This is a genomic window from Stenotrophomonas sp. (assembly GCF_032066555.1).
In the GTDB taxonomy this organism is placed as follows: Bacteria; Pseudomonadota; Gammaproteobacteria; order Xanthomonadales; family Xanthomonadaceae; genus Stenotrophomonas.
This window is the reverse complement of sequence record NZ_DAMBKV010000007.1, coordinates 53,706-79,833: the sequence shown is the minus strand read 5'-3', so window position 1 is coordinate 79,833 and position 26,128 is coordinate 53,706. Positions and strand designations below refer to the sequence as shown.

General features: G+C 63.8%; 10 protein-coding genes and 1 riboswitch. Of the genes, 7 read left to right on the top strand and 3 right to left on the bottom strand.

Annotated elements, in window-relative coordinates; translation table 11 throughout:
- Nucleotides 1-99 precede the first annotated feature (99 nt).
- The 6 genes from RT131_RS10550 (at nucleotide 100) to RT131_RS10525 (ending at nucleotide 20,177) form a co-directional block, all read left to right on the top strand.
- Nucleotides 100-2,244 carry a S46 family peptidase gene (locus RT131_RS10550; protein WP_313172766.1) on the top strand — a complete coding sequence of 715 codons (2,145 nt, stop codon included), beginning with the start codon at nucleotides 100-102 and terminating at the stop codon, nucleotides 2,242-2,244.
- 143 nt (nucleotides 2,245-2,387) lie between these two features.
- The gene (locus RT131_RS10545) at nucleotides 2,388-3,122 is read left to right on the top strand and encodes a winged helix-turn-helix domain-containing protein (protein ID WP_313172765.1); all 735 of its coding nucleotides are present in this window, start codon (nucleotides 2,388-2,390) and stop codon (nucleotides 3,120-3,122) included.
- A gap of 612 nt (nucleotides 3,123-3,734) precedes the next feature.
- Nucleotides 3,735-11,756 (top strand): SdrD B-like domain-containing protein, encoded by an 8,022-nt coding sequence (locus tag RT131_RS10540; protein ID WP_313172764.1) that lies wholly within the window; start codon nucleotides 3,735-3,737, stop codon nucleotides 11,754-11,756.
- Nucleotides 11,753-15,133: a hypothetical protein gene (locus RT131_RS10535; protein WP_313172763.1), complete on the top strand. Its 3,381-nt coding sequence runs from the start codon at nucleotides 11,753-11,755 to the stop codon at nucleotides 15,131-15,133. The genes RT131_RS10540 and RT131_RS10535 overlap by 4 nt, the downstream gene beginning before the upstream one ends.
- A 10-nt stretch (nucleotides 15,134-15,143) precedes the next feature.
- Nucleotides 15,144-16,163, top strand: a complete 1,020-nt coding sequence (locus tag RT131_RS10530) for an OmpA family protein (protein ID WP_313172762.1) — start codon at nucleotides 15,144-15,146, stop codon at nucleotides 16,161-16,163.
- Between the two features lie 573 nt (nucleotides 16,164-16,736).
- Entirely contained in the window at nucleotides 16,737-20,177 is a 3,441-nt protein-coding gene (locus RT131_RS10525; protein ID WP_313172760.1) for a PAS domain-containing hybrid sensor histidine kinase/response regulator, read from the top strand.
- A 193-nt stretch (nucleotides 20,178-20,370) separates the two neighbouring features.
- Here the strand turns inward: RT131_RS10525 and RT131_RS10520 are convergent, their stop codons facing one another.
- The 3 genes from RT131_RS10520 to acs form a co-directional block, all read right to left on the bottom strand.
- Nucleotides 20,371-20,979, bottom strand: a complete 609-nt coding sequence (locus tag RT131_RS10520) for a manganese efflux pump MntP family protein (RefSeq protein ID WP_313172758.1) — start codon at nucleotides 20,977-20,979, stop codon at nucleotides 20,371-20,373.
- 45 nt (nucleotides 20,980-21,024) lie between these two features.
- Nucleotides 21,025-21,149: riboswitch (yybP-ykoY riboswitch) on the bottom strand.
- 415 nt (nucleotides 21,150-21,564) lie between these two features.
- Nucleotides 21,565-22,230 (bottom strand): response regulator transcription factor, encoded by a 666-nt coding sequence (locus tag RT131_RS10515; protein WP_057629262.1) that lies wholly within the window; start codon nucleotides 22,228-22,230, stop codon nucleotides 21,565-21,567.
- A 181-nt stretch (nucleotides 22,231-22,411) separates the two neighbouring features.
- Entirely contained in the window at nucleotides 22,412-24,355 is a 1,944-nt protein-coding gene (acs, locus tag RT131_RS10510; protein ID WP_313172753.1) for an acetate--CoA ligase, read from the bottom strand.
- A gap of 250 nt (nucleotides 24,356-24,605) precedes the next feature.
- Between acs and RT131_RS10505 the strand changes: the two genes are divergently transcribed.
- Entirely contained in the window at nucleotides 24,606-26,027 is a 1,422-nt protein-coding gene (locus RT131_RS10505) for a DcaP family trimeric outer membrane transporter (protein WP_313172751.1), read from the top strand.
- Nucleotides 26,028-26,128 lie beyond the last annotated feature (101 nt).

Here is a 26,128-nt window from a genome sequence, read left to right as displayed (position 1 = left end):
TCCCACAAGCGTCGACGATATTGCGTGACTGCTGGCGGTTGCCGCTGTTGGCGGGGGCCGCTACTGTCGGCGGCTGTTCTGTAATCCGCTGGAGTTCCGATGACGCGCAAACCGCTTACCGCCGCGCTGGCGCTGGGCATGAGCCTGGCTGCTGCCGCCCACGCCAACGAGGGCATGTGGATGCCCACGCAGTTGCCGGAGCTGGCCAGAACGTTGAAGGAAGCCGGCTTCAAGGGTGACCCGAAGCAGCTGGCCGATGTCACCGCGCCACCGCTCAGTGCAGTGGTGCGGGTGGGCGGTGGTACTGGTTCGTTCGTCTCCGACGAAGGCCTGCTGCTGACCAACCACCACGTGGCCTATGGCGTCATCCAGTACAACGCCAGCAAGGAGCACAACTATATCGACGACGGCTTCATCGCCCAGGGCCGCGACGACGAACGCGCCGCCAACCCGGATTACCGGGTGCTGGTGACGGTGGGCTTCGACAAGGTCACCGATGACGTCCTCAAGGACGCCCGCGGCAAGACCGGGCGTGCGTATTACGACGCGGTGGAAAGCGCGCGCAAGCGCATCGTCGCCGACTGCGAGGCCGAGGGCGGCGTGCGCTGCTCGGTGGCCAACATGTACTACGGCAGCGATTTCTACCGCATCCGCCAGCTGGAGCTGACCGACATCCGTCTGGTCTATGCACCGCCGCGCGCCATCGGCAACTACGGCGATGAGATCGATAACTTCATGTGGCCGCGCCACACCGGTGATTTCACCCTGCTGCGCGCCTACGTCGGCAAGGATGGCAAGCCGGCCCCGTACAGCAAGGACAACGTGCCCTACCACCCGCCGGCACACCTGAAGATGTCGCTGGATGGCCCCAAGGAAGGTGACTACGCGATGCTGGCCGGCTACCCGGGTACCACGTATCGCCTGCGCACCGCCGACGAGTTCGCCAGCCAGATCGACACCGTGCTGCCGCGCCGGGTCGAGGTGTTCCAGCAGCTGATCGACGTGATCGAGGCGCAGGGCAAGGGCAATGCCGATGCGCGCACCCGCTATGCCTCGCAGCTGCAGTCGCTGAAGAACAACCGCAAGCGCGCCGCCGGTGAACTGGAAGGCCTGCTGCGCAGCGACGCCAAGAGCCAGCGCGCACAGGATGAGCAGGCGATGCTGGCCAATGCCGACGGCAAGTACAAGGCCGATATCGATGCCTTGTTTGCCTCGTTGGCCGAGGGCCGTGAAGCCGGCAGCAGCGAGTTCCTGGTGGGATTGATGTCCAGCCAGACCCAGCTGCTGCGCTCGGCCTTGCTGCTGGAGCGCCTGCGCGTGGAATCGCTCAAGCCCGATGCCGAGCGCGAGGCCGGCTACCAGCAGCGCGACCAGGCCTTGATCGAAGGCGTGCTCAAGCAGGTGCAGCGCCGCTACGACCCGACGGTCGAGAAGGCGCTGCTCACGGCATTGCTGACCCGCTACCAGCAGTTGCCCGATGCGCAGCGTGATGCGCAATACGACAATCTGTTCGGGCGTACGCCGGCCGAGCTGGCCAAGCATCTGGATGAACTGTACGCGCAGACCAAGCTGGGCGACGAGGCGCAGCGTCTGTCGCGCTTCGAGGCCGCGCGCAAGGGTGGCTTCATCGAGGCCGATCCGCTGGTTTCGGTGGCCTCGGCCCTGGTGATGGCCCAGCTCAATGCCGAGCGCGAGAGCAAGGCACGCGAAGGCGAGCAGCTGCGCCTGCGGCCGTCCTACATGCAGGCGCTGTTTGCCTGGCGGGCCAGCCAGGGCAGGGCGGTCTACCCGGATGCCAACAGCACGCTGCGCATCAGCTACGGCAAGGTCGAGGCGCTGCACCCGCGCGATGCGGTCAGCTACTCGCCGGTGACCACGGTGGCCGGCATCGTCGAGAAGAACACCAATACCGTGCCATTCGACGCACCCAAGCCGCTGTTGGCCGCGATCGCCAAGGGTGATTTCGGTAGCACCGCCGACCCGGCCCTGAAGACCCAGACGGTCAATTTCCTGACCAACCTGGATACCACCGGCGGCAACTCCGGCTCGCCGGTGCTCAATGCCAAGGGCGAGCTGATCGGCCTGAACTTCGATTCCAACTGGGAGTCGGTCAGCGCCAGCTGGTGGTTTGATCCGCGCTACAAGCGTGCCGTGCACGTGGACATGCGCTATCTACGCTGGCTGCTGGCCAAGGTGTACCCGGCACCGGCACTGCTGCAGGAAATGGGTGTGCCTGCGGAGTAAGCGACACGGAATGGGCGGCGCAGCAGTGCCGCCCATTTTCGTTCATAAAACTGTGTACCCGGTTTCAGCGGTAACTGACATTACGCTGAGCTAAAATCCCAGCTATATGTGGGCTGTTTATCAGGGCCCGACAGGGAGAGTGTGTGGCATCGGATCTGAACTACGCGCCGGTCGGCGCAGCCAATCCCATGGCCTTGGCGCCGCTGCGTATCTGGATTGTCGGCAACCTGGAGTTGCTGCAACCGCTGCTGCCCTATGGCGCCCAGATCCAGGCCCTGGACAGTGTCGAGGCGCTGTACCGCGAACTGGTGATCGTTCCCTGTGACATCGTGGTGATCGACACCACCCGTGTCCGTGCCGGCATGGTCGAGACCGTCGAGCACCTGCGTCGCCGTGATGATCTGGGTGTCGTCCTGCTGGTTGATCCGCTTACCCCGCAGTTGATTGCCGAGGGGCTATGGGCGGGCGCCGACGCCTGCCTGCCGCACCGGCCGGACCCCGAATTCCTGGCGGCCAAGCTGTACAGCCTGCGTCGTCGCCTGCCCGGCGAAGCCGCGCAGTTGATGGAAAACGTCGCCACCAGCGACAACGCCAGTTGGGCACTGGAATCCGATGGCTGGGACCTGCGTGGTCCCAGTGGCCAGATCCTCGCCCTGACCGAGGCCGAACGCGCATTTCTCACTTTGCTGTTCGCCTCGCCGGCCGAAACCGTGGCCCGCGAACGCCTGATCGCAGCCCTCACCGACCAGCCCTGGAGCTTCGACCCGCACAGGATCGAAGTGCTGGTACACCGACTGCGCAACCGCGTGCAGGCCGCTACCGGCTGTACCCTCCCGGTTCGCGCAGTTCGGGGTGCGGGCTACCGTTTGACGGTCTAGTTCACACTTTTCCGTTTATTTTGAGTTCACAGATTTGAAGTCGTTCCCATTCACGTCCATGACTGGGGATGCAGGTAAATCCTGCGTGAAATCAAAGTGATAGCGGCGTCGCGAATACGGGTTCAGGTCCGTTTCGAGAGCAACTGAGAGTTTCCGTCATGGAGCGGAACTGAATAGGCGCAGGTGCGCCGTAAGAATCGCCGCCATCGCAAGGCACCCCCACGGTGCCGAATCGGCGATCCGTTTTTGGGGCGGGTCGTGCATCGACATGAATTTTTCCGGGCTGCCAGATCTGGCGGCCTGTGTGCGCAGCGTTTGCAAGAGGTTTGCACGGTGAACAAGCAATTCGAGCAGGACATGGCCATCCACGGTTCCGGTAACGGGCGTTTGCCTCTATTGGGGGGCGTTGGCGCCCGTCTGCGCGGATGGAAACTTGCTGCATCCGCATTTCTTCTGGGCTCGGCCGCTGCATTGGGAGTGGCTCCTGCATGGGCAGGTGTCGCGCCGGATAGCGATATCAAGCTCAATTTTGGAACCCAGACAGACGTAACAGACGTTCCTCAGGGTGTGCCGTTTACGGCTAGCATTGATTGGCAAAGAACTTCTGCAGGTGTGGACGACACGTTGACGGTGGTGATCCCGGCGCAACTGGAGGCGACGACACCGCTGCCTGCCGGATGCAGTTTTGATCCGATGAATGCCGCGCACCTGGTTTGCACAGTAGCCAATGGTGCAGTTGGTGCTACAGGTCAGCTTTCGATTGGCTTCATAGCAACCAGTACTGGCGGACCCAATATCTCGGTCATTGGTAGCGATCCTGGCAAGACCACTGCGGTCAAGCCGGTGGTAATCCGCAGCAGCGGTGACCTGAAGGTTGAGAAGCAAAAGACTTCGCCCGCCGGCAACGCTGTTGCGGGAATGCCGATTGTCTTTGAAATCAGCCCGCAGATTGATGGCAATGGCATGGATGTGCCGGTTGGTGGATCGATTGTCGTAACCGACAAGTTGCCCACGGATTTCCAGCTGACTGCGGTGAATGCTCCGCCGGGTGCAGTCTGCAATTCCGTAAGCGACGCCAACACCTCGCGAACACTGGTCTGTACCTATAGCGCTACATCAGCGCCGATCAGTCCGGCGGCGCTTGCCACTGGGGTCATCACCGTCACCGGCAAACAGAACAGCCAGGGCACCTTCGTCAACATAGCGACGATCAAGTCCGGCAGCGTCGAGTATCTGGATACCAACGACAACAACAATGATGTCAATTTGCCCTATACCACGGCAGCAGGCACCGACCTGGTGGCCAAGGGCAGTTACGACGAGCACTACAAGCTGATTGGCAGTGATCAGCCGTTGAAGCTGGAGTACTACAACGACGGTCCGTCCGGCACCACGGGTGGCACGATCCAGACCATCATTCCCGCAGGTTTCGTGATCAAGACGTTGCCCGCCAACTGCACGTCGGCCCCCGGCAACAGCCTGCAGGTAAATGGCAGTACCTACAGCGGTACGCTGGTTACCTGTACGCCAGGAACCGTGGCGGCCAAGGGCTCCCAGAGCTTCGACCTCATCCTGACCCTGCCGGGTGCGCCAACCGACGGCCAGTTCCCGGTGGTGGTCACGCCGCCGGCTGACAGTGCGGAAACCAACCCGTCCAACAACAGCATCCTGCTTCCCTACCAGGTGGCAGAGCCCTTCGCAGACCTTGGTCTGACCAAGACAAAGAGCCCCGGTGGCCCACAGGCACCAGGCACGGTTGTCACCACCAGGTTGACGGTCACCAATGATCAGCACAGCCTTTCTCCAGCCGATCACACCACCAATCCACTGAAAGTGGTGGATTACATGCGCCCGGAAGAAATTGCTGGCGGCGTGGTAACAGTGAAAGCAAGCAGTCCGGCGGGCTGGACCTGTGCGGTGACCCGCACTGGACTGAGCAATCCTCCCTATACCAATGACGGGCGCAGCACCGAGGTAACCTGCACGGCGCCGGCAGGCACGCTGGCGCCAGGTGCATCCAAATGGGTTGAGTTCACGACCACGATTGATTCGGTTACTTCGCCGATCAAGCTCGTCAACTATGCCTGTACGGGGGCGAGCGCACTGACAGCGCTGGGTGTTCCGAACAATGCCGGACCGTCGCCGGCCGATCCATTCACCGCCAATGACTGTGAGTTCGCCGGCGGCACCCTGGTAGCTACGCCCGTAGACAACGGCAAGGCGGAGATCAAGCTGGTCAAGGATGTGTCCTTCCAGCCGGTGGCCAGCAATGACTGGTACCCGACGTACGACGCAGCAACCAAGACCCCCAGATTGTTGGTGACCGACCAGGATCTGGTCTGGCGCATGACCGTCACCCGCCCGACAGCAGGGCAGGAGACCATTCCCACCCTGCATTTGACCGACGATCTGCCTGGCATCCTCAATATGACTTCGCCGGGAGCCCCGGCCGAGGATTTCAAGACGCCGGCGATCGCGGTGACCGTTACGCGCAACGGTGTTCCCAGCAGTACGGAGTGCCCAGCGACGCTGGCCGCGGGCGAACGTTCACTTACCTGCGAATTCCTGAACGTATTGCCCACCGATGAAATTGTGGTGATGGCAACTGTCAGGCGGCCGCTTGCCGGCACCAATGGTGATTCCGTACTCACCAACTCCGCAACGATGACCTCTCCGGACGCGATTCTGTCCGGACAGATCACCGACACCGCTGCGATCTACGTCGAGCCGCGACTGGATGTCGCAATGAAGGAGAAGAAGGTCCAGACCGCCGAGCCCAAAGTGGGTGGCTTGATCACCTTTGCGCTCAGCGCGCAGAACCTTGGCCCTGGCGCAATTCCCGTCGGCATGTTCAGCATATCCGACGAGTTTTTCGTCGGCACGCCGATTGCCGGCAATGGCACGACCGCCGGCGACGGCACTGTTGCCTACGAAAACATCAGCGGTACCGGAAGCGGCATGAGCTGCGCCGCTCCAGTGGCTATCGCCGGCCAAAAGCAGAGGATCACCTGTACCAACACCACGCCGGTCCCGGCGTATGAGGTGCGGACCATCACCCTTACCGCACGCATCAAAAAGCCCGCCTCTGGTCTGCCCGCAAAGGACGGAACGGTCTATCTGCAGGCCAGCAACAGTGCCGTACTGACGCTGGATCCTTCGCTGTGTGAGTTCAAGACCGAGACAAGCACCAATCCCCAGGTTTCCGGCAGTTGTGGTGACGTCGCAGCGACGTCCAACAACACCGCAAGCGCAACCTTCGACATCAAGGCACCGGTGGTGGACCTTGTACAGAAGAAGGTGCCGTGGCCAAGCGGCACCAAGTTCCGACTGGGCGACAACCTGAGGTACAAGTTCACCGTCAGCAATGACGGTACGTCGCGCGCGGAAGAGGTCATGATGTATGACGTGCTTTCGCCGATTCCGGCCGGTTACACGATCCAGCTGCTGTCGCCGGGCGTGGTCGCAAACCCCGAGTTTGGGGGCAATGCGACACCGCGTGTAGTGCAATGTACTCAACCTACCGGCCCCAACGGGCGGGTTGAGTGCGAGCTTGGTGGCAGTGCCGCTGACAACTGGTTGGATCGTGGGCAGTCGGTGAGCTTTGTACTTGAGTTCGCAATGGTTGGCCCGGTCTCGGCAAACGGCCCGCTCACCTTTGGTGACGCAGCACTTGCCTGCGCCAATGAAAATGCCTATGAACTCCAGGGCGCGTGCGACGCGGCCGGTTTCAACAGGACCAACTTCGAGAACAAGTCGTTCGACATCGCCAAGGCCGGTAACAACCTTGTGTCGATTCCAACCACCGTATTCCCTCCGGTGGACCTGGCGATCGACAAGACCACCATTACCACTGGCCCGGTGAAGATTGGCCAGCCGGTGGAGTACTCGCTGGTGGTGACCAACAACGGTCCTTCCAGTGTGACCAAGATCCGCGTCAAGGACCTGTTGCCCAAGGGCTTTGAATGGCTGAACACCAGTACCTACGTGCCGACAGTGGATGGAACGGCGCTTGCAGTCAGAAATTCTGCGCCAGGTAACGGCGTCTACAACGTCTGTTACATCTCCAACGGTGTAACCACAGTCAATGCGACGTCGGCCGGGCAGGAAATCACCTGTGACCTGGACGGCAACTATGCCCTGGGCGCTTCGGTGACGGTCAAGTTGTGGGCCCGTGCCAAGCCAGGTGTTTACAACGGTTCGGCAAACTTCCCGTTCAATAGCGACCGTACCAATACCGGTACGGTGACGCCGGGCATGGGCAGCGATGGCAGCACGCCGGTGGCACTGGACACTGATCCGAGCAACGACAGCGATCCTTCGGAGACGCAGGTCGCCTCGGGCGCCAGTCTGGCTGGGCTCGTTTTCTTCGACCGCAATGACAACGGCGACGTCGACGGTGCCGGGGATATCGGACTCTCGGGGTCAAAGATCACCTTGTCGGGCAATGACCAATGGGGTGCAGCCGTCAGCATGACGACCACCACCGACGGCAATGGCAACTACAAATTCGAGAACCTGCCTCCGTCGGGCCCTGCTGGTTACACCCTGACCCAGGACCAGACCACGGTCGCTACGAGCTACCAGAATGGTCTGCCGCGCGCCAATGAGCCGCGTGCAAATCGCAATGGCCTGAGTACGGGTGTCACCCATGCAGCGGGCTTCGTGGCGGAGAACCCGGCAGGCGGCACTACCAGTGTGATCGCAGGACTGGTGTTGGCACATGACGCTGTTGGCGTGGAGTTCGACTTCCCCGAAATCAAGCAGTACTCGCTCAGCGGCTTCGTCTTCGCCGATTACAGCCGTAACGACGTCTACGTTGCCGGTGGTGCAAGCAAAGACATGCCGATTGCCGGTGCCACCGTCGAATTGTTGGAATGGGATTCGCTGACCTCGGCATACAAGCCCACCGGTGCCCCGGCGACCACGCTGGCCGATGGCAGCTACTCATTCACCGGGTTGAGTGCGTCCAAGACGTATGCCCTGCGCCAGCCGCTGCCCGCACCGACTTCGACGGTGACCTATTTCAATCTGGAATCGGCCGTCAAGCCAGGGACGATTGAAGGTGTTGCTTGTGCAACGACGGTTTGCCAGCCGGTGCCAGCGAGCACCTCGGGTGACCCGGCGTTCACTGACCGCATCGAAGGCATCAAGCTCACTGGCGATGGTGCGAACTTCAATTTTGGTGAGACCGTTGGGGTCTCGGTCAGCGGCACCGTGTTCTACGACGTCAACAACGACGGCGTGAAGGCAAGCTCGGGTGAACCCGGTATCGCCGGCGTCGAAATCAAGCTGGTGGGTACTGACGACCTTGGCCAGCCGGTCAACCGGACGTACACCACCGTTGCTGCGGATAACGGCGCCTTCAAGTTTGAAGGCCTGCGTCCGGGCACCTATACGTTGGTGGAACCGGAACAGCCGACCGGCACCGCGCAGGGCATTACCACGGCCGGCAAGCTGACCAGCACCAGTGCAAGCAGCGGTACCGCCAGCAACAATGCGTCGCCGGAATCGAGCAAGATCGCCGACATCAACCTGCTGACGCCTGGCGATGCCTCAAACGAGAACCTGTTTGGCGAGATTCCGACCAATAGCGGAATCTCCGGCAAGGTGTGGCTGGATACCAACAATGACGGCGTCATCGATCCGGGCGAAACCGGCATTGCCGGTGTCGTGTTGGAGCTGTCGGGCACCGATGTAAACAACAACCCCGTCTCAAGGACCTTCACCACCTTGGCCGATGGTGAGTACGCGTTCCTGAATCTGCCGCCGGGTACTTACAAGGTGGAGGAGAAGAACCAGGCCGTGGGCACGCTGGATGGCAAGACCAAGATCGGCAACATCGGCGGTGCACCAAAGGGTATGCAGGGTCAGGCCGATGGCACCGCGACGGTCTCCGATCCGTCCAATATCTTTGGTATCACCGTGGGTGTTGGCGAGTTCTCGGTGCAGAACAATTTCGGCGAAATCCCGGCGGGCCTTATTTCCGGTTTCGTCTACAACGACGGCAACGATGACGGCATCAAGGACAGTGATGAGGGCGGTTACGCTGGCATCACCATTACCCTGACCGGCACCGATGACCTGGGCAATCCGGTCACATCGACGGTGACCACCAATCCGGACGGCAGCTACAGCTTCCCGGATCTGCGTCCGGGCACCTATGAGGTGACCGAAGGCACGCCGCCGCCGGAAACGCTCAACGGCAAGACCACCGGTGGTGCGGTGGGCGGTGGTGTGGGCAGCAACCCGACACCGACGTCCTCGGTCATCACCGGCATCGTGCTGACGCCGGGTACCCAATCGGTCGACAACAACTTCGGCGAGATCGGTGATTCGCCGGACATGCTGGTGAGCAAGTCGTCCAACACGGTGAAGTTCACCGTCAACAACGTGGCGACCTACACCATCCGCGTGCGCAATGGCGGGCAGAAGCCGTCCTTTGGCGAATACATCGTCAAGGATCGCCTGCCGATGGGCCTGAGCCTGGCCGACGTTCCGGCCGGCAACGGTTGGCTCTGCTCCGGCGCGGTGGGCGATACCCGCTTTGAGTGCCGTAGTTCGGAAGTGGTCAATGCCGGTGCAACCTCGTTGTCGGACATCACCGTCAAGGCCAATGTCTCGGCCGAAGCGGCCAAGGCGGGCACCGTCAACAACGCGGTATTGATCGAAGGCGGCGGCGAAAACGAGTTCCGCACCCCGACCACCACCGAGCGCAACACCTTTGAAGGTGATGTCAGCACGCTGCCGGTGTGCGATACCGCCATCACCCAGAACGTCTGCCGCGTGCCCAACCAGGTGCAGCTGTCGTCCTCGGTGGGTGGCACCGTGTGGTTCGATGTCGGTAGCGAGGACACTTTCCTCGACGGCGGCGACAAACGCCTGCAGTCGTGGATCGTGGAGCTGCTGGATTCGGTAACCGGTGTGATCTCGCAGTCCACCATCACCGCGGTCGACGGCAGCTATCGTTTCGCCGACGTGATCCCGGGCGTGAAGTGGAACATCCAGTTCCGTGATCCGAGCTCGGGCGTGTTGTGGGCGTGGCCGGTGAACCAGGAAACTGCTGGTGGCATGGGCGTGGCCTGTGACAGCCCGCTTGCCATCGGCAACGACGGCGTCAGCGCCTGCCGCGTCAGCGAGAACGGCACCAGCCAGCTGCAGGTCGTGCTTGAAGCCGGTCAGCATCTGCCGCAGCAGAGCCTGCCGGTGGATCCGTCCGGTGTCGTCTACGACGCCGTCACCCGCGATCCGGTGCCGGGTTCCATCGTCACCCTCGCGCCGGTTGGCGTGTGCACCGGCTATGACCCGAACACCGCCATCCTCAATGCCGGCGCCGGTGGTTACCGCGTGGAAGGCAATGCGGTATCGATGACGGTGGGCAACAACGGCTACTACCAGTTCATGTTTGGTCCGGCCGCGCCGGCACGTTGCGAGTTCCAGCTGACGGTCACGCCGCCGGGGGGCTACAAGTTCGTGTCGTCGCTGATTCCGGCGGAGACCGGTTCGTTGTCGCCGCTGGGTGCAGCGGGCAGCAGCCACCTGGTGCAGCCGCAGACCGATGCACCGACCGGTGCGGTAGGTACGCCGACCCAGTACTGGCTGAACCTGTTCGCAGGTTCCGCGGTTGCAGGCGTGGTCCATAACCACATCCCGCTGGACACCGCCGAAGCCACCGGTCTGGTCATCACCAAGACCGGTGACCGCCAGACCGCGGAAATCGGTGACACCGTGCAGTACACCATCACCGTGCGGCAGACCGCCGGCAGCGCGATGGCGACGGTCAACATCGTCGATACGCTGCCGCGTGGCTTCACCTACATCAACGGCACCGGCCGTGTGGGTGGGCGCGCTGTTGAAGATCCGCTCGGCAAGCCGGGCCCGCGCCTGGGCTTCGACCTGGGCCCGATCGACGTCGGCCAGCAGCTGGTGCTGACCTACCGCGTGCGAGTCGGCGTCGGTGCGCAGCAGGGCGATGGCATCAACCGTGCGCAGGCACATGGCTGCTCGATCACCGGCGGCTGTATCGATCCGGGTTCGATGACGCCGGTCCCGGGCTCGGTGCCGTCCAACCGTGCCGAGTACCGCGTGCGCGTCACCGGTGGCGTGTTCACCGAGGAAGCCTGCGTACTGGGCAAGATCTTCGTGGACTGCAACAACAACCACGTGCAGGACGAAGAAGAGCTGGGCATCCCGGGCGTACGCATGTACTTCTCCAACGGCACCTGGATGATTTCCGATTCCGAGGGCAAGTACAGCTACTGCGGCCTGCCGCCGCAGAGCCACACCCTGAAGGTGGACCCGTCCACCTTGCCGGTGGGCGCTCGTTTGACCACCAGCAGCAACCGCAACCTGGGGGATGCCGACAGCCTGTTCCTGGACCTGAAGAACGGTGAACTGCATCGCGCCGACTTCGTCGAGGGCAGCTGCGCCAACCCGCTGCTGGAGCAGGTGAAGGCACGCCGTACCCAGGGCGAGGTGCGCGCACCGGAAACCGAAACCGGGCAGTCGCAGCTGCGTTTTGACAGCAAGCCGGTCCGTGCGCCGCAGCAGGCCACGGACTCGTCCAACCAGAGACCGATCGTGCAACCGCGACCCAACCCGCCGTCCGCGCCGGCCCAGCAGGAGGTGCAGCCATGAGCCGCACCGCCCTGCGCAAGATGCCGCGCGTGAGCCTGCTGGCCTGCGCGCTGGCTACCGCATCGTTGCCGGTGCTGGCCCAGAACGTGGGCAGCAGCACCCGCTTCACTCCGGTGATCGGCGACAGCAGCACGCTGTATCCGCGTTCGCTGACCACCCTCGATACGCCGCCGGAAGTGGTGGCAGCACGTTCGGGTGAAGTCGACTACAGCCGCAACGCCGGTGTCGATCGCGTGTCGGTGGAAGTGGACCGTGACGGCGTGCCGGCCGACGGCCAGACGCCGGTGCACATCACCGTGCATCTGCTTGGTGCCGACGGCAAGCCGCTGGCCGGCAAGTCCTTCGTCACCATCGAGAACAGCGGCGGTCGTATCCGTTTGCCGGGTTCGCGCACCGACGAGTTCGGCCCGGGTGCCAGTGATGCCGACAAGGTGATGCCGGGCGTGCAGCTGGAAGTCGAGAACGGTGTTGCCGAGTTCGACCTGGTCGCCCCGCATGATCCGCAGGATGTGCTGCTGCGGATTACTGCCGGTGGTGAAACCGCCGAAGGCACGATCGGCTTCCTGCCGGAAATGCGCGAGTTGCTCGCCACCGGCCTGATCGAGGGCGTGCTGAACTTCCGCAACAAGTCCAACGCCAGCCTGATCTCGCCGGTGCAGCACCACGATGCCTTCGACCGCGATATCCGTCGCTGGGAGAAGCAGTTCAACAACGGCAAGGCCAGTGCATCGGCGCGCACCGCGTTCTTCGTCAAGGGCCGCATCAAGGGTGAGTACCTGCTCACCGCGGCCTATGACTCGGACAAGGATGTACGTGGCCGCCTGCTGCGTGACATCCAGCCGGAAGAGTTCTATCCGGTCTACGGCGACTCCTCGCTGCGTGGCTTCGACGCGCGTTCGGCCGAACGCCTGTATGTGCGCGTGGACAACAAGCGCAGCTACCTGCTGTACGGTGACTTCCAGACCGGCGACACGCTGGCCACCAGCAGTGGCGTTGGCGGCAGCGGCCCGATTCCGCAGCGCAGCCTGAGCACCTATAACCGCACCGCCACCGGCCTGGGCTGGCACTTCGAAAGTGAGCGCGTGCGTACCAATGTGTTCGCCATCGAGGACTCGCTGCGGCAGATCATCGAGGAGTTCCGCAGCCAGGGCAGCGGCCCGTATGCGCTGCGCAACAATGCGGTGCTTGAAGGCAGCGAACGCGTCGAGATGATCGTGCGCGACCGCAACCAGCCCTCGCGCATCGTCTCGGTGAAGCCGCTTGCACGCCTGGTGGATTACAGCTTCGAGCCGTTCTCCGGGCGCATCCTGCTGAACCAGTTCCTGCCCTCGTTCGACAGCGACCTCAATCCGGTCTCGCTGCGCATCACCTATGAACTCGATCAGCAGACCGAGAAGTTCTGGGTGATCGGTGCCGATGGCCAGTACAAGCTCACCGACAAGCTGGAAGTCGGCGCATCTGCGGTCGAAGACCAGAACCCGTACGCCGAGTTCAAGATGGGCAGCGTCAACGCCGGCTACCGCTTCGGCCAGAACACGATGTTGGTCGCCGAGTTCGCCCGCACCCAGAGCGAGGTCAACACCAACTCGCTCAACCAGGTGACCTCGCAGGGCCTGAAGGACGTCACCGGCCAGGTCGAAGGCGACGCCTGGCGCGTCGAGTTCGCCCACGATGGTGCCAGGTTCGACGCACGCCTGTTCGGTGCGCGCACCGATCCGGAGTTCAACAACCAGGCCTCGCCGCTGTATGGCGGGCGTGGCGAATACAGCGGCCGCATGGCGTATGCCGTCGGCCCGCGCCTGGAGCTGTACGTTGAGGCCCTGCGCAGCGAAGACCGTAACCCGGATGGTGGCAAGCGTGATGCCGGCGGCGCCGGCGTACGCATCGGCGCCACCGAGCGCCTGACCCTGGACTTCGGCCTGCGCAGCATCCGCGAAACCATCGGCATCACTTCGCCGTGGTCGAGCACCGGCTATGGCTCGTTGTCGGGGCTGACCGGTGGCTTCGCCACCGGTTCCGGTGGCGGTGCGCTGGGCTACGGCCAGCAGGCGCTGGACCCGGCCACCGGCCTGATGGTGATCAACAGCGGCAGCAATGGCGACACCATGACCAGCGACCTGCCGGTAGGCACCAAGCTGGAATCGGACAGCGCCCGCATCGGTATCGGTTACCGCTTCAACGACAAGTTCAGCGGCGGTGCCGAGTACGAACAGAGCGTCAGCGGTGAAGACCGCAACCGCGTCGCCGCTGGCGTGGACTACCAGGTCTTCGAGCGCAGCCGTTTGTACGGCCGCTACGAGAAGCAGACCGGCCTGACCAGCGCCTATGGCATCACCACCACCGACCGTGAGGCCGATGCGCTGGTGTTCGGTATCGACAGCAGCTACATCCGCGACACCCAGGCGTTCTCCGAATACCGCCTGCGGGATGCGATCAGTGGCCGCGATGTGCAGGCCGCCTCCGGTATCCGCAACAACTGGGATATCGCCAAGGGCCTGCGCCTGAGCAGCTCGATCGAACGCGTCAATGTGATCGATGGCGATACCGGTGACAGCACCGGCCTGGCGCTGGCCCTGGATTACAGTGCCAACCCGTTGTGGCGTGGCGCGATCCGTGCCGAACACCGCATCTCCGAGGACGTGCCGGGCACCACCGACAGCAACGAGGCATTCAAGACCTCGCTGCTGCAGTTCATGGTTGCCCGCAAGCTGAGCCGTGACTGGACCCTGCTGGGCCGCAACTACCTGCTGGCCACCAACTACGAAGAACGTGGCGACGTATTGCAGGATCGCTTCCAGCTGGGCCTGGCGTATCGCGACACCGACCGTAACCGGGTCAATGCCCTGATGCGCTACGAGTACAAGCTCGAGCGTGACGAAAGTGGCCTGACCCTGCTCAACGGCGAGGTGGTCAGTGGTACCAGCCAGGATGTCCGCACGCGTGCGCACATCGTCTCCACCCACGCCGACTGGCATCCGTCGCGGCCGTGGTGGCTGACCGGGCGCATTGCCGGCAAGTGGCAGCGCGACCAGTTCGCCTATGGCGATGGCAGCCGCGTCAACAGCAGCTTCAACGCAGTGCTGGTCTCTGGCCGTGTCGTGTACGACATCACCGAGAACTGGGACATCGGCGTGCTGGGTTCCACCTTCCGTGGCCAGTACGGCGCCAACCAGTTCGCCTACGGCATGGAGGTTGGCCGCCTGCTGCGGCAGAACCTGTGGCTGTCGGCCGGTTACAACTGGACCGGCTTCGAAGGCGACAGTGATCTCAATGGCTACGAGTACACGCAGCAGGGCTTCTTCCTGCGCCTGCGCTTCAAGTTCGACGAAGACCTTTTCCGTCGGGACCCGGTCCGCTACCGCGACCCGGCCCGCTGAGGACGACACCATGACCGTTATGCAAACCAAGTACCGTCCGCTGCGCAGCTTGCTGGCTGTTGCCGTCTTCGCTGTTGCCGGCACCGCCGGCGCCCAGCAGACCCAGCTCAACCCGCAGGCCAAACGCATCAGCGATGAAGCCATCCATGCCGACCTGCAGTCGTATGAAGCGACCCAGGGCCGCATCCAGGCATTGAACGATGGAGGTCGCCCGATCCGCGACTACCACCTGTCCAAGGCCCAGTGCTGGCTGGACGTGTCGTTCCACGAATACACCCGCAATGACCGCAGCGCCTTCCCGCAGGAAGCGCTGACCGAGTCGGAGAAGCTGATCGTGGACATGGAGAACGGCGTCTCGCCGATCCCCACCGACACCGCTCTGGTCAACGGCGCCAAGTACCTGCGTGCCGATCTGTGGGATCGCCTGAAGGTCATCCACGGCACGCCGGGCTTCGCCTGCGCCGCGCAGAAAGTGGCGTGCGGTGAAGTGGAGCTGGTGCACGCCGGCAACGAGTTCAACCAGCAGCAGTGGCGCCACTCCAAGCCGTACATCCAGATCGCCGAAGACCTGGTCAACGAAGCCGAAACCGCAGCGCGCCTGTGCGGCGTCGATCCGGCTGGTCCGGTGGTTGCGCCCGTAGCGGCAGGTCCGTTGATCGCCAACGTGCTGTTCGAGTTCGACCGTGACGGCTACAAGGACATCCGTACCTACTCGCTGGAGAGCGTGGATCGCGCCCTGGCTACCATCGGGAACGAGAAGCGCGAGCTGGCTGGCGTGACCCTGGTTGGCCATGCCGACCGCATGCAGGGCAACGGCTTCGACTACAACCAGGCCCTGTCCGAGCGCCGTGCCAAGACCGTGCGTGAGTTGCTGATCGGCCGTGGTGTGGCGGCGGACAAGATCCGCTACGAGTATCGCGGTGACACCCAGCAGGTGCAGCAGTGCGACGGCGTCAAGCCGCGTGCTGCGTTGCTGGAATGCCTGCTGCCGAACCGCCGCGTGGAAGTGCGGTTTGAATTGGCGCAGTAAGTTCGGCGCAAAGAGTTGATCAACAACGCCCCGGCATTGCCGGGGCGTTGTTCGTTTGGCGAGGAAAATCTCCTCCCGGGTAATCTCCGCGCGCTCGCAATCAGCCCCCCTCCCTTGCGCCGCAGGTGCAGGGGAGGGCTGGGGAGGGGTAGGCGAGCGCAGCTCGAAGCTTCTTGCCTCGGAAAGTAAGGGCACCCCAGCGGGAGGAGCAACCAACTGCCACCGTCAACAGCACCCCTCCCCAACCCTCCCCTGTGCTTCGCCCAAGGGAGGGAGCAACGGCAGCAGCCGACGCGTTCTTCGTGCGCTGGCAATCAGCCCCCTCCCTTGCGCCGCAGGCGCAGGGGAGGGTTGGGGAGGGGTAGGCGAGCGCAGCTCGAAGCTTTTTGCCTAGGAAAGTAAGAGCACCCCAGCGGGAGGAGCAACCAACCGCCACCGCCAACAGCCCCCCTCCCCAACCCTCCCCTGTGCTGCGCACAAGGCAGGGAGCCGAGCCGCAGCTCGCGCAACCCCCAAAGCCCCAATCCAGCGGAATGGCTACACTGGCCCGGCTAAGTCGCATGGGAAACACCCTTGGTCTCCAGCTGGATCCTGCTCCTGGTCTCACTCTGCTATGCCGCGCTGCTGTTCGGGGTGGCGTGGTGGGGTGACCGTCGCCCGCTGTATCCGGACCGCCCCTGGCTGCGGCCGGTGGTCTACAGCCTGGCGCTGGCGGTCTATTGCTCGTCCTGGACCTTCTACGGTGCGGTCGGCTCGGCGGTGCGTTACGGCATCGGCTATCTGCCTATTTATCTGGGCCCGCTGCTGATGCTGATGTTCGGCTGGCGCATCATCGAGCGGCTGGCGCTGATCGCCCGCAGCGAGAATGTGGTGTCCATCGCCGACTTCATCTCCTCGCGCTTTGGCCGCTCACGCCGACTGGCGGCATTGGTCGCCTTGATCGCGCTGATCGGCGTGGTGCCGTACCTGGCCCTGCAGTACAAGGCCGTGGCGATGAGCCTGCAGGTACTGACCGGCGATGCCGCCGGCAAGGGTTTCCTGACCGACCCGGCGCTGTATGTGGCGTTGCTGATGGCCTTGTTTGCCATCCTGTTCGGCACCCGCCAGGTCGATGCCACCGAACACCACTACGGCATGATGCTGGCCATCGCGGTGGAATCGCTGATCAAGCTGCTGGCGATGGTCGCCATCGGCGTGTTCGCCTATGTGTGGCTGACTGACCGTGGCGAGTCGGTCGTGCAGTCGGCACGCACCCTGTTTGAAGGCATGCCACCGGTCGGCTTCGTCTCGCAGACGCTGCTCAGCTTCCTTGCCCTGATCTGTCTGCCACGGCAGTTCCACGTTGCCGTGGTGGAGTGCGGCAATGCCGGCGACGTCAGGCGCGCACGCTGGATGTTCGGCGGCTATCTGGTGCTGATTTCGTTGATGATCGTGCCCATCGCTACTGCCGGCGCGGCGATGTTCGGCACCGGCCTGGCTTCGGACGACACCCTGGTATTGGCCTTGCCGATGTTCGCCGGCAATACCACGCTGGCCCTGATCGCCTATATCGGCGGCTTCTCCGCGGCCACCGGCATGGTCATCGTGTCCTCGATCGCGCTGGCGACGATGATCAGCAACGACCTGGTGATGCCGCTGCTGCTACGCCGTAGCGGCGATCACCGCGAGGCCGCCAATGTCGCCTCGCGCGTGCTGTGGATACGACGCATGGCGATCGTGCTGCTGGCCTTGGTTGCCTATGGTTACTACCGCGGCAGCAACGACGACACCATGCTGGCCGCCTATGGCTTGATGGCCTTCGCGGCGGTGGCGCAGTTCGCGCCGGGCCTGCTTGGTGGCCTGTACTGGCGTGGCGCCAGCCGCCGCGGCGTGGAAACCGGCATGTTGGCGGGCTTCGTGGTCTGGGCCTACACCTTGCTGGTGCCAGCGCTGAGCCATGGCGGCTGGCTGGATGCGAGCCTGCTCACGCAGGGGCCGTTCGGCATCGGCTGGCTGCGCCCACAACAGTTGTTCGGCCTGACCGGTTGGGACCCACTGACCCATGGCACGTTCTGGTCGCTGTTGATCAACACCGTAACCATGCTGCTGGTGTCGATGCGCTGGCGGCCTGATGTCGCCGAGCGCTTGCGCGCCGCCCCATTCCTGGATCCTTACGCCAAGCGTCCGGTGGTGGCCGGTGATTGGCCGGCGCACGTCAAGGTGCGTGATCTGCTGGCCCTGGCAACCCGTGTCATCGGTGACAACCGTGCGCGGCGTTCGTTCGGTGAACAGGCGCAGTTGCTGGAGCGCGAATTCCAGCCCGCTGCCGCCGCCGACCGCGTCTGGGTGCAGTTCACCGAGCGCCTGCTCGCGGCGTCCATTGGCGCGGCGTCCGCGCGCCTGCTGCTGACCAGCCTGCTGCGCGGCTCGGGCATGGATCTGGGCGAAGTGGTGGCGGTGCTGGACGAGGCCGGGCAGGAGCTGCGCTTCAACCGCGAGATTCTGTCCACCACGCTGGAAAACATCAGCGCCGGGGTCAGCGTGGTTGACCCGGAAATGCGGCTGACCGCATGGAACCGCCGCTACCAGCAGATGTTCGGCTATCCCGACGGCATGCTTTACGTCGGCCGTCCCGTCGCTGACCTGATCCGCTACAACGCCGAACGCGGCGAGCTTGGCTCGGGTGATATCGAAGTGCAGATCAATCGCCGCATCGGCTATATGCGCGCCGGTTCACCCCATGTGTTCGAGCGCACCGGCGCCGATGGCAAGGTGATCGAGCTGCGCGGCCAAGCGCTGCCCGGCGGCGGCTATGTCACCAGCTACAACGACATCACCGACTTCAAGAACGCCGAGCAGGCGCTGCTGGAAGCCAATGAGACCCTGGAACAGCGCGTGGCCGAGCGTTCACAGGCAGCGGAGGCCGCGCAGCAATCGAAGACGCGCTTCCTGGCGGCGATCAGCCACGACGTGCTGCAGCCCCTGAACGCCGCGCGGTTGTTTGCATCGGCGCTGCGCGACAGCCTGCACGAGACCGAGGAGCAGCGGCATCTGGCTGAGCGTGTCGATGCTTCGTTGCGTGCTGCCGAAGAATTGCTGGATGGTCTGCTGGACGTGTCGCGCCTGGATGCCGGTGGCCTGCGCCCGACCATCAGTGAATTCGACGCCAGTGTCCTGGTCCGCGAGCTTGCGGCGCAGTACACGCCGGTCGCGGCAGGGCGTGGCCTGCGCCTGCATGTGTTTGCGCGCACCGCCTGGGTACGCAGCGATAGGCGCCTGCTGCGCCGTGTGTTGCAGAATTTCATGGCCAACGCGCTGCGCTATACGCGTAGCGGTCGCATCGTGCTGGCGTTGCGTGTGCGCGGCGAAGAAGTCGAGTTGCAGGTATGGGATACCGGCCCCGGTATTCCCGAGCACCATATGCAACAGATCTTCAACGAGTTCCATCGCTACCAGCAGCCATTCGATTGGGGCGAGCAGGGCCTGGGTCTGGGCTTGTCGATCTGCCAGCGCATCTCGCGCCTGCTCGATCACGGCTTGAATGCGCGCAGCCAGCCTGGCCACGGCAGCATGTTCTCGATCAGCTTGCCGCGCGTGCCGACGCCTGCCGCACCGCTGCCAGCGCCGCGCCAGCAGACGGCTTTTGGCGGTGATGATTCATTGGCCGGCATGCGCGTGCTGTGCGTGGACAACGACCAGGAGATCCTCGACGGCATGCGTGCCTTGCTGGGCCGCTGGAAGGTGGAAGTGATCGCCGCCAGCACGGTGGACATGGCCCTGGAGAAGCTGGGCGAACAGCCCGACGTGATGCTGGTGGATTACCACCTGCATGATCGTCTTGATGGACTGGATACCCTGATCGCCCTGCGCGAGGCCGCGCATAGGCCTTTGCCTGGCGCCTTGCTGACCGCCGATGGCCGCGACGAGTTGAAGCGCATGGCCCGCGAACGCGGCTACCGTGTGCTGACCAAGCCAGTGAAGCCGGCCTCACTGCGCGCGTTCCTGACCGCATTGAACGACCCGCGCAGGCGCTAGCAGCCAGAACTGTAGTGCCGAGCCATGCTCGGCAGGGCTTCACCAGCGAAAAGCCGCCCTCACCCCAACCCCTCTCCCGCACGCGGGAGAGGGGCTAGATCTGTAGTGCCGAGCCATGCTCGGCAGCGGCCTTACCGGTAATGCCCCAGCGCAGAATGGCTGCGCTATACAAATGGCGTGCCGGCTTCGTGATTTACGCCGCTCCGACCACAGCCGCCGCGGCCGTCAGATGCTCGTACAAAATCGCGCAGCCGATGATGATCAGGATCACGCCGCCGATGATCTCCGCGCGCTTGCCAACCAAGGAACCCAAGGCACGGCCAAGCATGATGCCGATGGTCACCATGGTCATCGTGCACAGGCCGATCACCAGCGCCACCACGCCGATGTGCACATCAAGGAAGGCCAGGCCCACGCCGATCGCCATCGCATCGATGCTGGTGGCGAAGCCGGTAGCGGCCAGGGTCCAGAAACTCTTGTGCTGTTCGCCGCTGGCGTCGCCGGCACCCTCGTCTTCGCTTTCATCATCGGGCTTCAGGCCGGCAAAGATCATGTGCGCGCCCAGTACGCCAAGCAGGCCGAACGCGATCCAGTGATCGAAGGCCTGCACGTATTGCGACGCAGCGCGGCCCAGCAGCCAGCCGATGAGGGGGGTGATGGCTTCGATCACGCCGAAGATCAAGCCCGCGCGCAGGGCGTCGAGCAGGCGTGGCTTGCGCATGGCAGCGCCCTTGCCAACCGCCGCAGCGAAGGCGTCGGTGGACATGGCGAAGCCGATCAGAACAATGGAAATGGGAGACATCAGGATTACCGGGTCGGGCGGACACGAACGGCATGCGCCGCGCCCAACCAAAGTTGCGCACGCATGCCGCTGGTCTCGCCAACCGGGTCTGGCTGCCCACACCACGGCGCACTGGCCGAGTATGTTGATGTGGGCGCTTCCATTGCTGGAAGCAGGCTACTCCCCAAGGGAGCGCGGATTGTAGCAGCAAGCTGCAGCGATGGCAGGCCACCGAATTTGTAGGAGCGGCGTGAGCCGCGAAGCCGGTGGATGTTGGTCGCCGGACACAACGCCATTCAGAAATCTGGCTGTTTGAGGATTGCGTGGAGAGGCCTCAAGCACGCTATCTGAAGGATCATTTGCTTCGCGGCTTACGCCGCTCCTACAAAGAGCCGTGTTTCATGCAGCGCTGTTTGCTTGTCTGGCTGTTTGTAGGAGCGGCGTGAGCCGCGAAGCCGGTGGATGTTGGTCGCCGGAAACAACGCCATTCAGAAATCTGGCTGTTTGAGGATTGCCTGGAAAGACCACCAGCACGCTGGCTGCAGGTTCGGCCGCTTCGCGGCTTACGCCGCTCCCACAAACCGGGGGCTTGCCTCGACTCGGTGCTCAGTCTTCTTCCGGCGGCAACACGATGGCGTCATCGTCGATGGCCAGCTTGCCGGCCATCAGCACCGCCTGGGTACGGTTGGTGACGCCGAGCTTGCGCAGGATGGCGGTGACATGGGCCTTGATGGTGGCCTCGGAGACGCCCAGGTCATAGGCGATCTGCTTGTTCAGGCGGCCCACGCCGAGCATCTGCAGGACACGGAACTGCTGCGGGGTCAGTTCGCGCAGGCGCTGGCCGACTTCGCGTTCTTCATTCGGGGTCGGCGGCACGTTGTGCGCCTCGGCCGGTGCCCAGCGCTCGCCATCGAGGATGGTGCCCAGCGCATGGCCGATGGTGTCCGAATCGGCGGACTTGGGGATGAAGCCGAAGGCGCCATGGTCCAGTGCACGCCGCATCACCGTGGCTTCCTCGCGTGCGGACACCACCACGATGGGCAACTGCGGATGCAGCGAACGCAGGTGCACCAGCGCATTGAAGCCTTGCGCGCCCGGCATGTTGAGGTCCATCAGCACCAGGTCGGCATCGGGGTGTTGTTCGGCCAGTGCGTACAGTGCTTCGACGCTGTCGGCCTCCATCAGCTGCACGCCGGGAATGACGCGTTGCACCGCGCCCTTGAGGGCTTCGCGGAACAGCGGATGGTCGTCGGCAATGAGGAGGGTAGGCATGGGGCGAGTAGTGAGTGATGAGGAGTGAGGAGTGAGGGCTTGCTGCTTCGATGCTACCGCTGTTGCCAGCAACAGGACAGTTGATCATCGGTGTGGAAGGAGGAGTGAACGCAGCGGCTGCATTTGCTGTTGCCGCGACTCACTCCTCACTCCTCATCACTCACTCCTGGCTCCTGTTCCTTCAGCGGACCTTGCGCTCTTCCACCAGCGACGCCACCACCGACGGATCGGCCAGGGTCGAGGTGTCGCCAAGCTGGTCCGGCGCGTTCTCGGCGATCTTGCGCAGGATGCGGCGCATGATCTTGCCCGAGCGGGTCTTGGGCAGGCCCGGTGCCCACTGCAGGTGGTCCGGCGCAGCGATCGGGCCGATCTCCTTGCGTACCCAGGTCACCAGCTCCTTGAGCAGCTCGTCGGTCTGCGCTTCGCCGGCGATCAGGGTGACATAGGCATAGATGCCCTGGCCCTTGATCTCATGCGGGAAGCCGACCACGGCCGCCTCGGCCACCTTCGGGTGCGAGACCAGCGCGCTTTCCACTTCGGCGGTGCCGATGCGGTGGCCGGAGACGTTGATCACGTCATCGACGCGGCCGGTGATCCAGTAATAGCCGTCTTCATCGCGGCGGCAACCGTCGCCGGTGAAGTAGCTGCCCGGGTAGGTACGGAAATAGGTGTCGATGAAACGCTGGTGGTCACCGTAGACGGTGCGCATCTGGCCCGGCCAGGAGTCGCGGATGATCAGGTTGCCTTCGGTGGCGCCTTCCAGCGGCTCACCATCGGCGCTGACCAGGGCCGGCTGCACGCCGAAGAACGGCAGCGTGGCCGAGCCCGGCTTCAGGTCGATGGCACCCGGCAGCGGCGAAATCAGGATGCCGCCGGTTTCGGTCTGCCACCAGGTGTCCACGATCGGGCAGCGTGCATCGCCAACCACGTCGTAATACCAGCGCCAGGCTTCCGGATTGATCGGCTCACCCACGCTGCCGAGCAGGCGCAGGCTCTTGCGCGAGGTGCGCTTGACCGGCTCCTCGCCTTCGCGCATCAGCGCACGGATGGCGGTGGGCGCGGTGTAGAAGATGGTGACCTGGTGCTTGTCGATCACATCCCAGAAGCGCGAGGTGTTCGGGTAGTTGGGCACGCCCTCGAACATCACCGAGGTGGCGCCGTTGGCCAGCGGGCCGTAGACGATGTAGCTGTGGCCGGTGACCCAGCCGACGTCGGCGGTGCACCAGTAGATGTCGTCCTCGCGCAGGTCGAACACGGCTTCGTGGGTATAGGCCGCATACAGCAGGTAACCACCGCTGGTGTGCAGCACGCCCTTGGGCTTGCCGGTGGAGCCGGAGGTGTAGAGGATGAACAGCGGATCTTCCGCGTTCATGCGCTCGGGTTCGCACTCGGCCGGCTGGGTGTCCACCACGTCGTGGAACCAGCGGTCACGCGGCGCCTGCATGTCGACCGCGCCACCGGTGTGGCGCACCACCAGCACGGTTTCCACGGTATTGGTGCCGGGCAGCTTCAGCGCGGCATCGACGTTGGCCTTCAGCGGCACCTTCTTGCCACCACGCAGGCCTTCGTCGGCGGTGATGATCAGCTTGCTGGCGCAGTCGCCGACACGGTCGGCGATGGAGTTGGCGGCAAAGCCACCGAACACCACCGAGTGGATGGCACCGACACGGGCGCAGGCCAGCATCGCCACCGCGGCGTCGACGATCATCGGCAGGTAGATGGTGACGCGGTCACCCTTCTTGATGCCGAGGTTGCGCAGCGCGTTGCCCAAGCGGCATACGCGTTCGTACAGTTCGCGATAAGTGACCTTCTGCGCCGGGCTGTCCGGGCCATCGGGCTCGAACAGGATCGCCGTCTTGTCACCGCGCGTGGCCAGCTGCCGGTCCAGGCAGTTGACGCTGACATTGAGCTCGCCGTCCTCGAACCACTTGATGCGGAAATCGTCGAGCTGGTAGCTGACGTTCTTGATCTTGGTCGGCTTCTTGAACCAATCCAGCCGCTCGGCAGCCTTTGCCCAGAATGCATCGGGGTTTTCGACCGATTCGCGGTACAGCTGCTGGTACGTGTTCTTGTTGATCCGTGCCTTCTCGGCGAACGCGGAATCAACGGGATATACATCAGTCATGGCAACCCTCACCTTTGCACTTGTAACCAATGAATGCGCTCTGTCGAGGGACAGAGGCGGACACCCCAAGTGTGCCGCATCCACCCCCCATCGCGCTGCCCCCTTTGTTAGACGATGGTCGAACAGACGCCTGCTTACGACTAATGGCGAATAGCCGCCCGCCACCTGGCCCGCGCACGCTGGCTGCGACCGTGCAACCGGTGCGGCCCGTTCGCCAGCCTGGAGAGAGGCAGTCCCAATGAATCGAAACATGTTGAAAACGGCCCGCCGGCCACTCGCTGCCGCGCTGTTTGTCGCGCTGGTTGCGCCGGGCATGGCCTTTGCCGAGACCGCAAAAGAGAAGGCGCTGGAAGCACGCGTCGCCGATCTTGAACGGCAGGTGCAGCTGCTGCTGTCCACCCAGCAGCAACAGCAGGGCGCCATCGCCCAGACCCAGAGCGAAGTGGTGCAGGTGCGCAGCGCACAGGCCGAGCGCGCTGCCGCGCCGGCGGTGCCGGCCGGCAAGCGGCCGATCCAGGTCACCAGCATCACCCCGGGCGCGACCGCGGGCACCACCTTCAAGGTGGGCGGCTTCATCAAGGCCGATTTCCTTGCCACGCGTACCGGTGATGGCCAGCTGGCTGACGATGCCACCGGCCGCGCGCTGTATCTGCCGGGCCAGACCCCGGTGCATGGCGCCGGTGGTTCGGGCAAGGCTTCGGACGTGGACTACAACGCCCACGCCAAGTTCTCGCGCTTCAACCTGGGCGTGGACCATGTCGCCGAGAACGGCGACAAGGCCGGCGCCATGGTCGAGATGGATTTCTTCGGCAATTCGCTGGGCAACCAGACCGCGACCAATACCTATGGCGTCACCCTGCGCCACGCCTATATGTACTGGAACAACTGGCTGGCCGGCCAGACCTGGTCCAACTTCATGGACGCGGCCTCGATTCCGGAAGCGGCTGACTTCGTCGGCCCCACCGATGGCGTGGTATTCGTGCGCCAGGCGCAGATCCGCTACACCAATGGTGGCCTGAGTGTTGCCCTGGAAAATCCGGAAACCACCACGCTTACCGGCACCTTCAACCCGGTCACCAACAAGTGGAACGTGCCGGCGGTTGCCAACTCCGACCGTGGCTCGCTGCCCGACCTGACCGTGCGTTACGGTTGGAAGGGCGATTGGGGCACCTTCGGCGTCGCCGGTCTGGTGCGCCAGCTCAAGCTCGACAACCAGACCACCGGTGCCGACGCCAGCAAGGTGGCCGGCGGCATCACCCTTGGCGGCAAGTGGCTGATGGGCGATGCCGATACCCTGCATTACCAGCTGACCGGTGGCGAAGGCATTTCCCGCTATATCGGTCTTGGCATCACCGCCGACAGCGGTTATGACGCGCTCCGCGACGAGATCGACCCGACCGGCGTGGTTGCCGGTTATGTCGGCTGGCGCCATGCCTTCAGCCCGAAGCTGCGCACCAACCTGATCTACGCCCGCAGCGACTACGACAACAACGCCTCCATCACCGGTGACCTGGTGACCAAGAGCGTGCAGTCGATTCGCGGCAACATCTTCTACACGCCGATGCCCAAGGTCGATGTCGGTGCCGAGTTGATGTACGGCGTGCGTGAGATCGAGAACGGCAAGAAGGGCGATATCAGCCGCGTGCAGTTCACCACCAAGTACAGCTTCTGACCCATCCGCCAGCGGCGCTGCAGTAGCGCCGCTGGTGCACCTGAAAACGTAGTACGCCCCATCTCCCTACCCCCACGGGGAGCACTCATGTGACCGTCAAG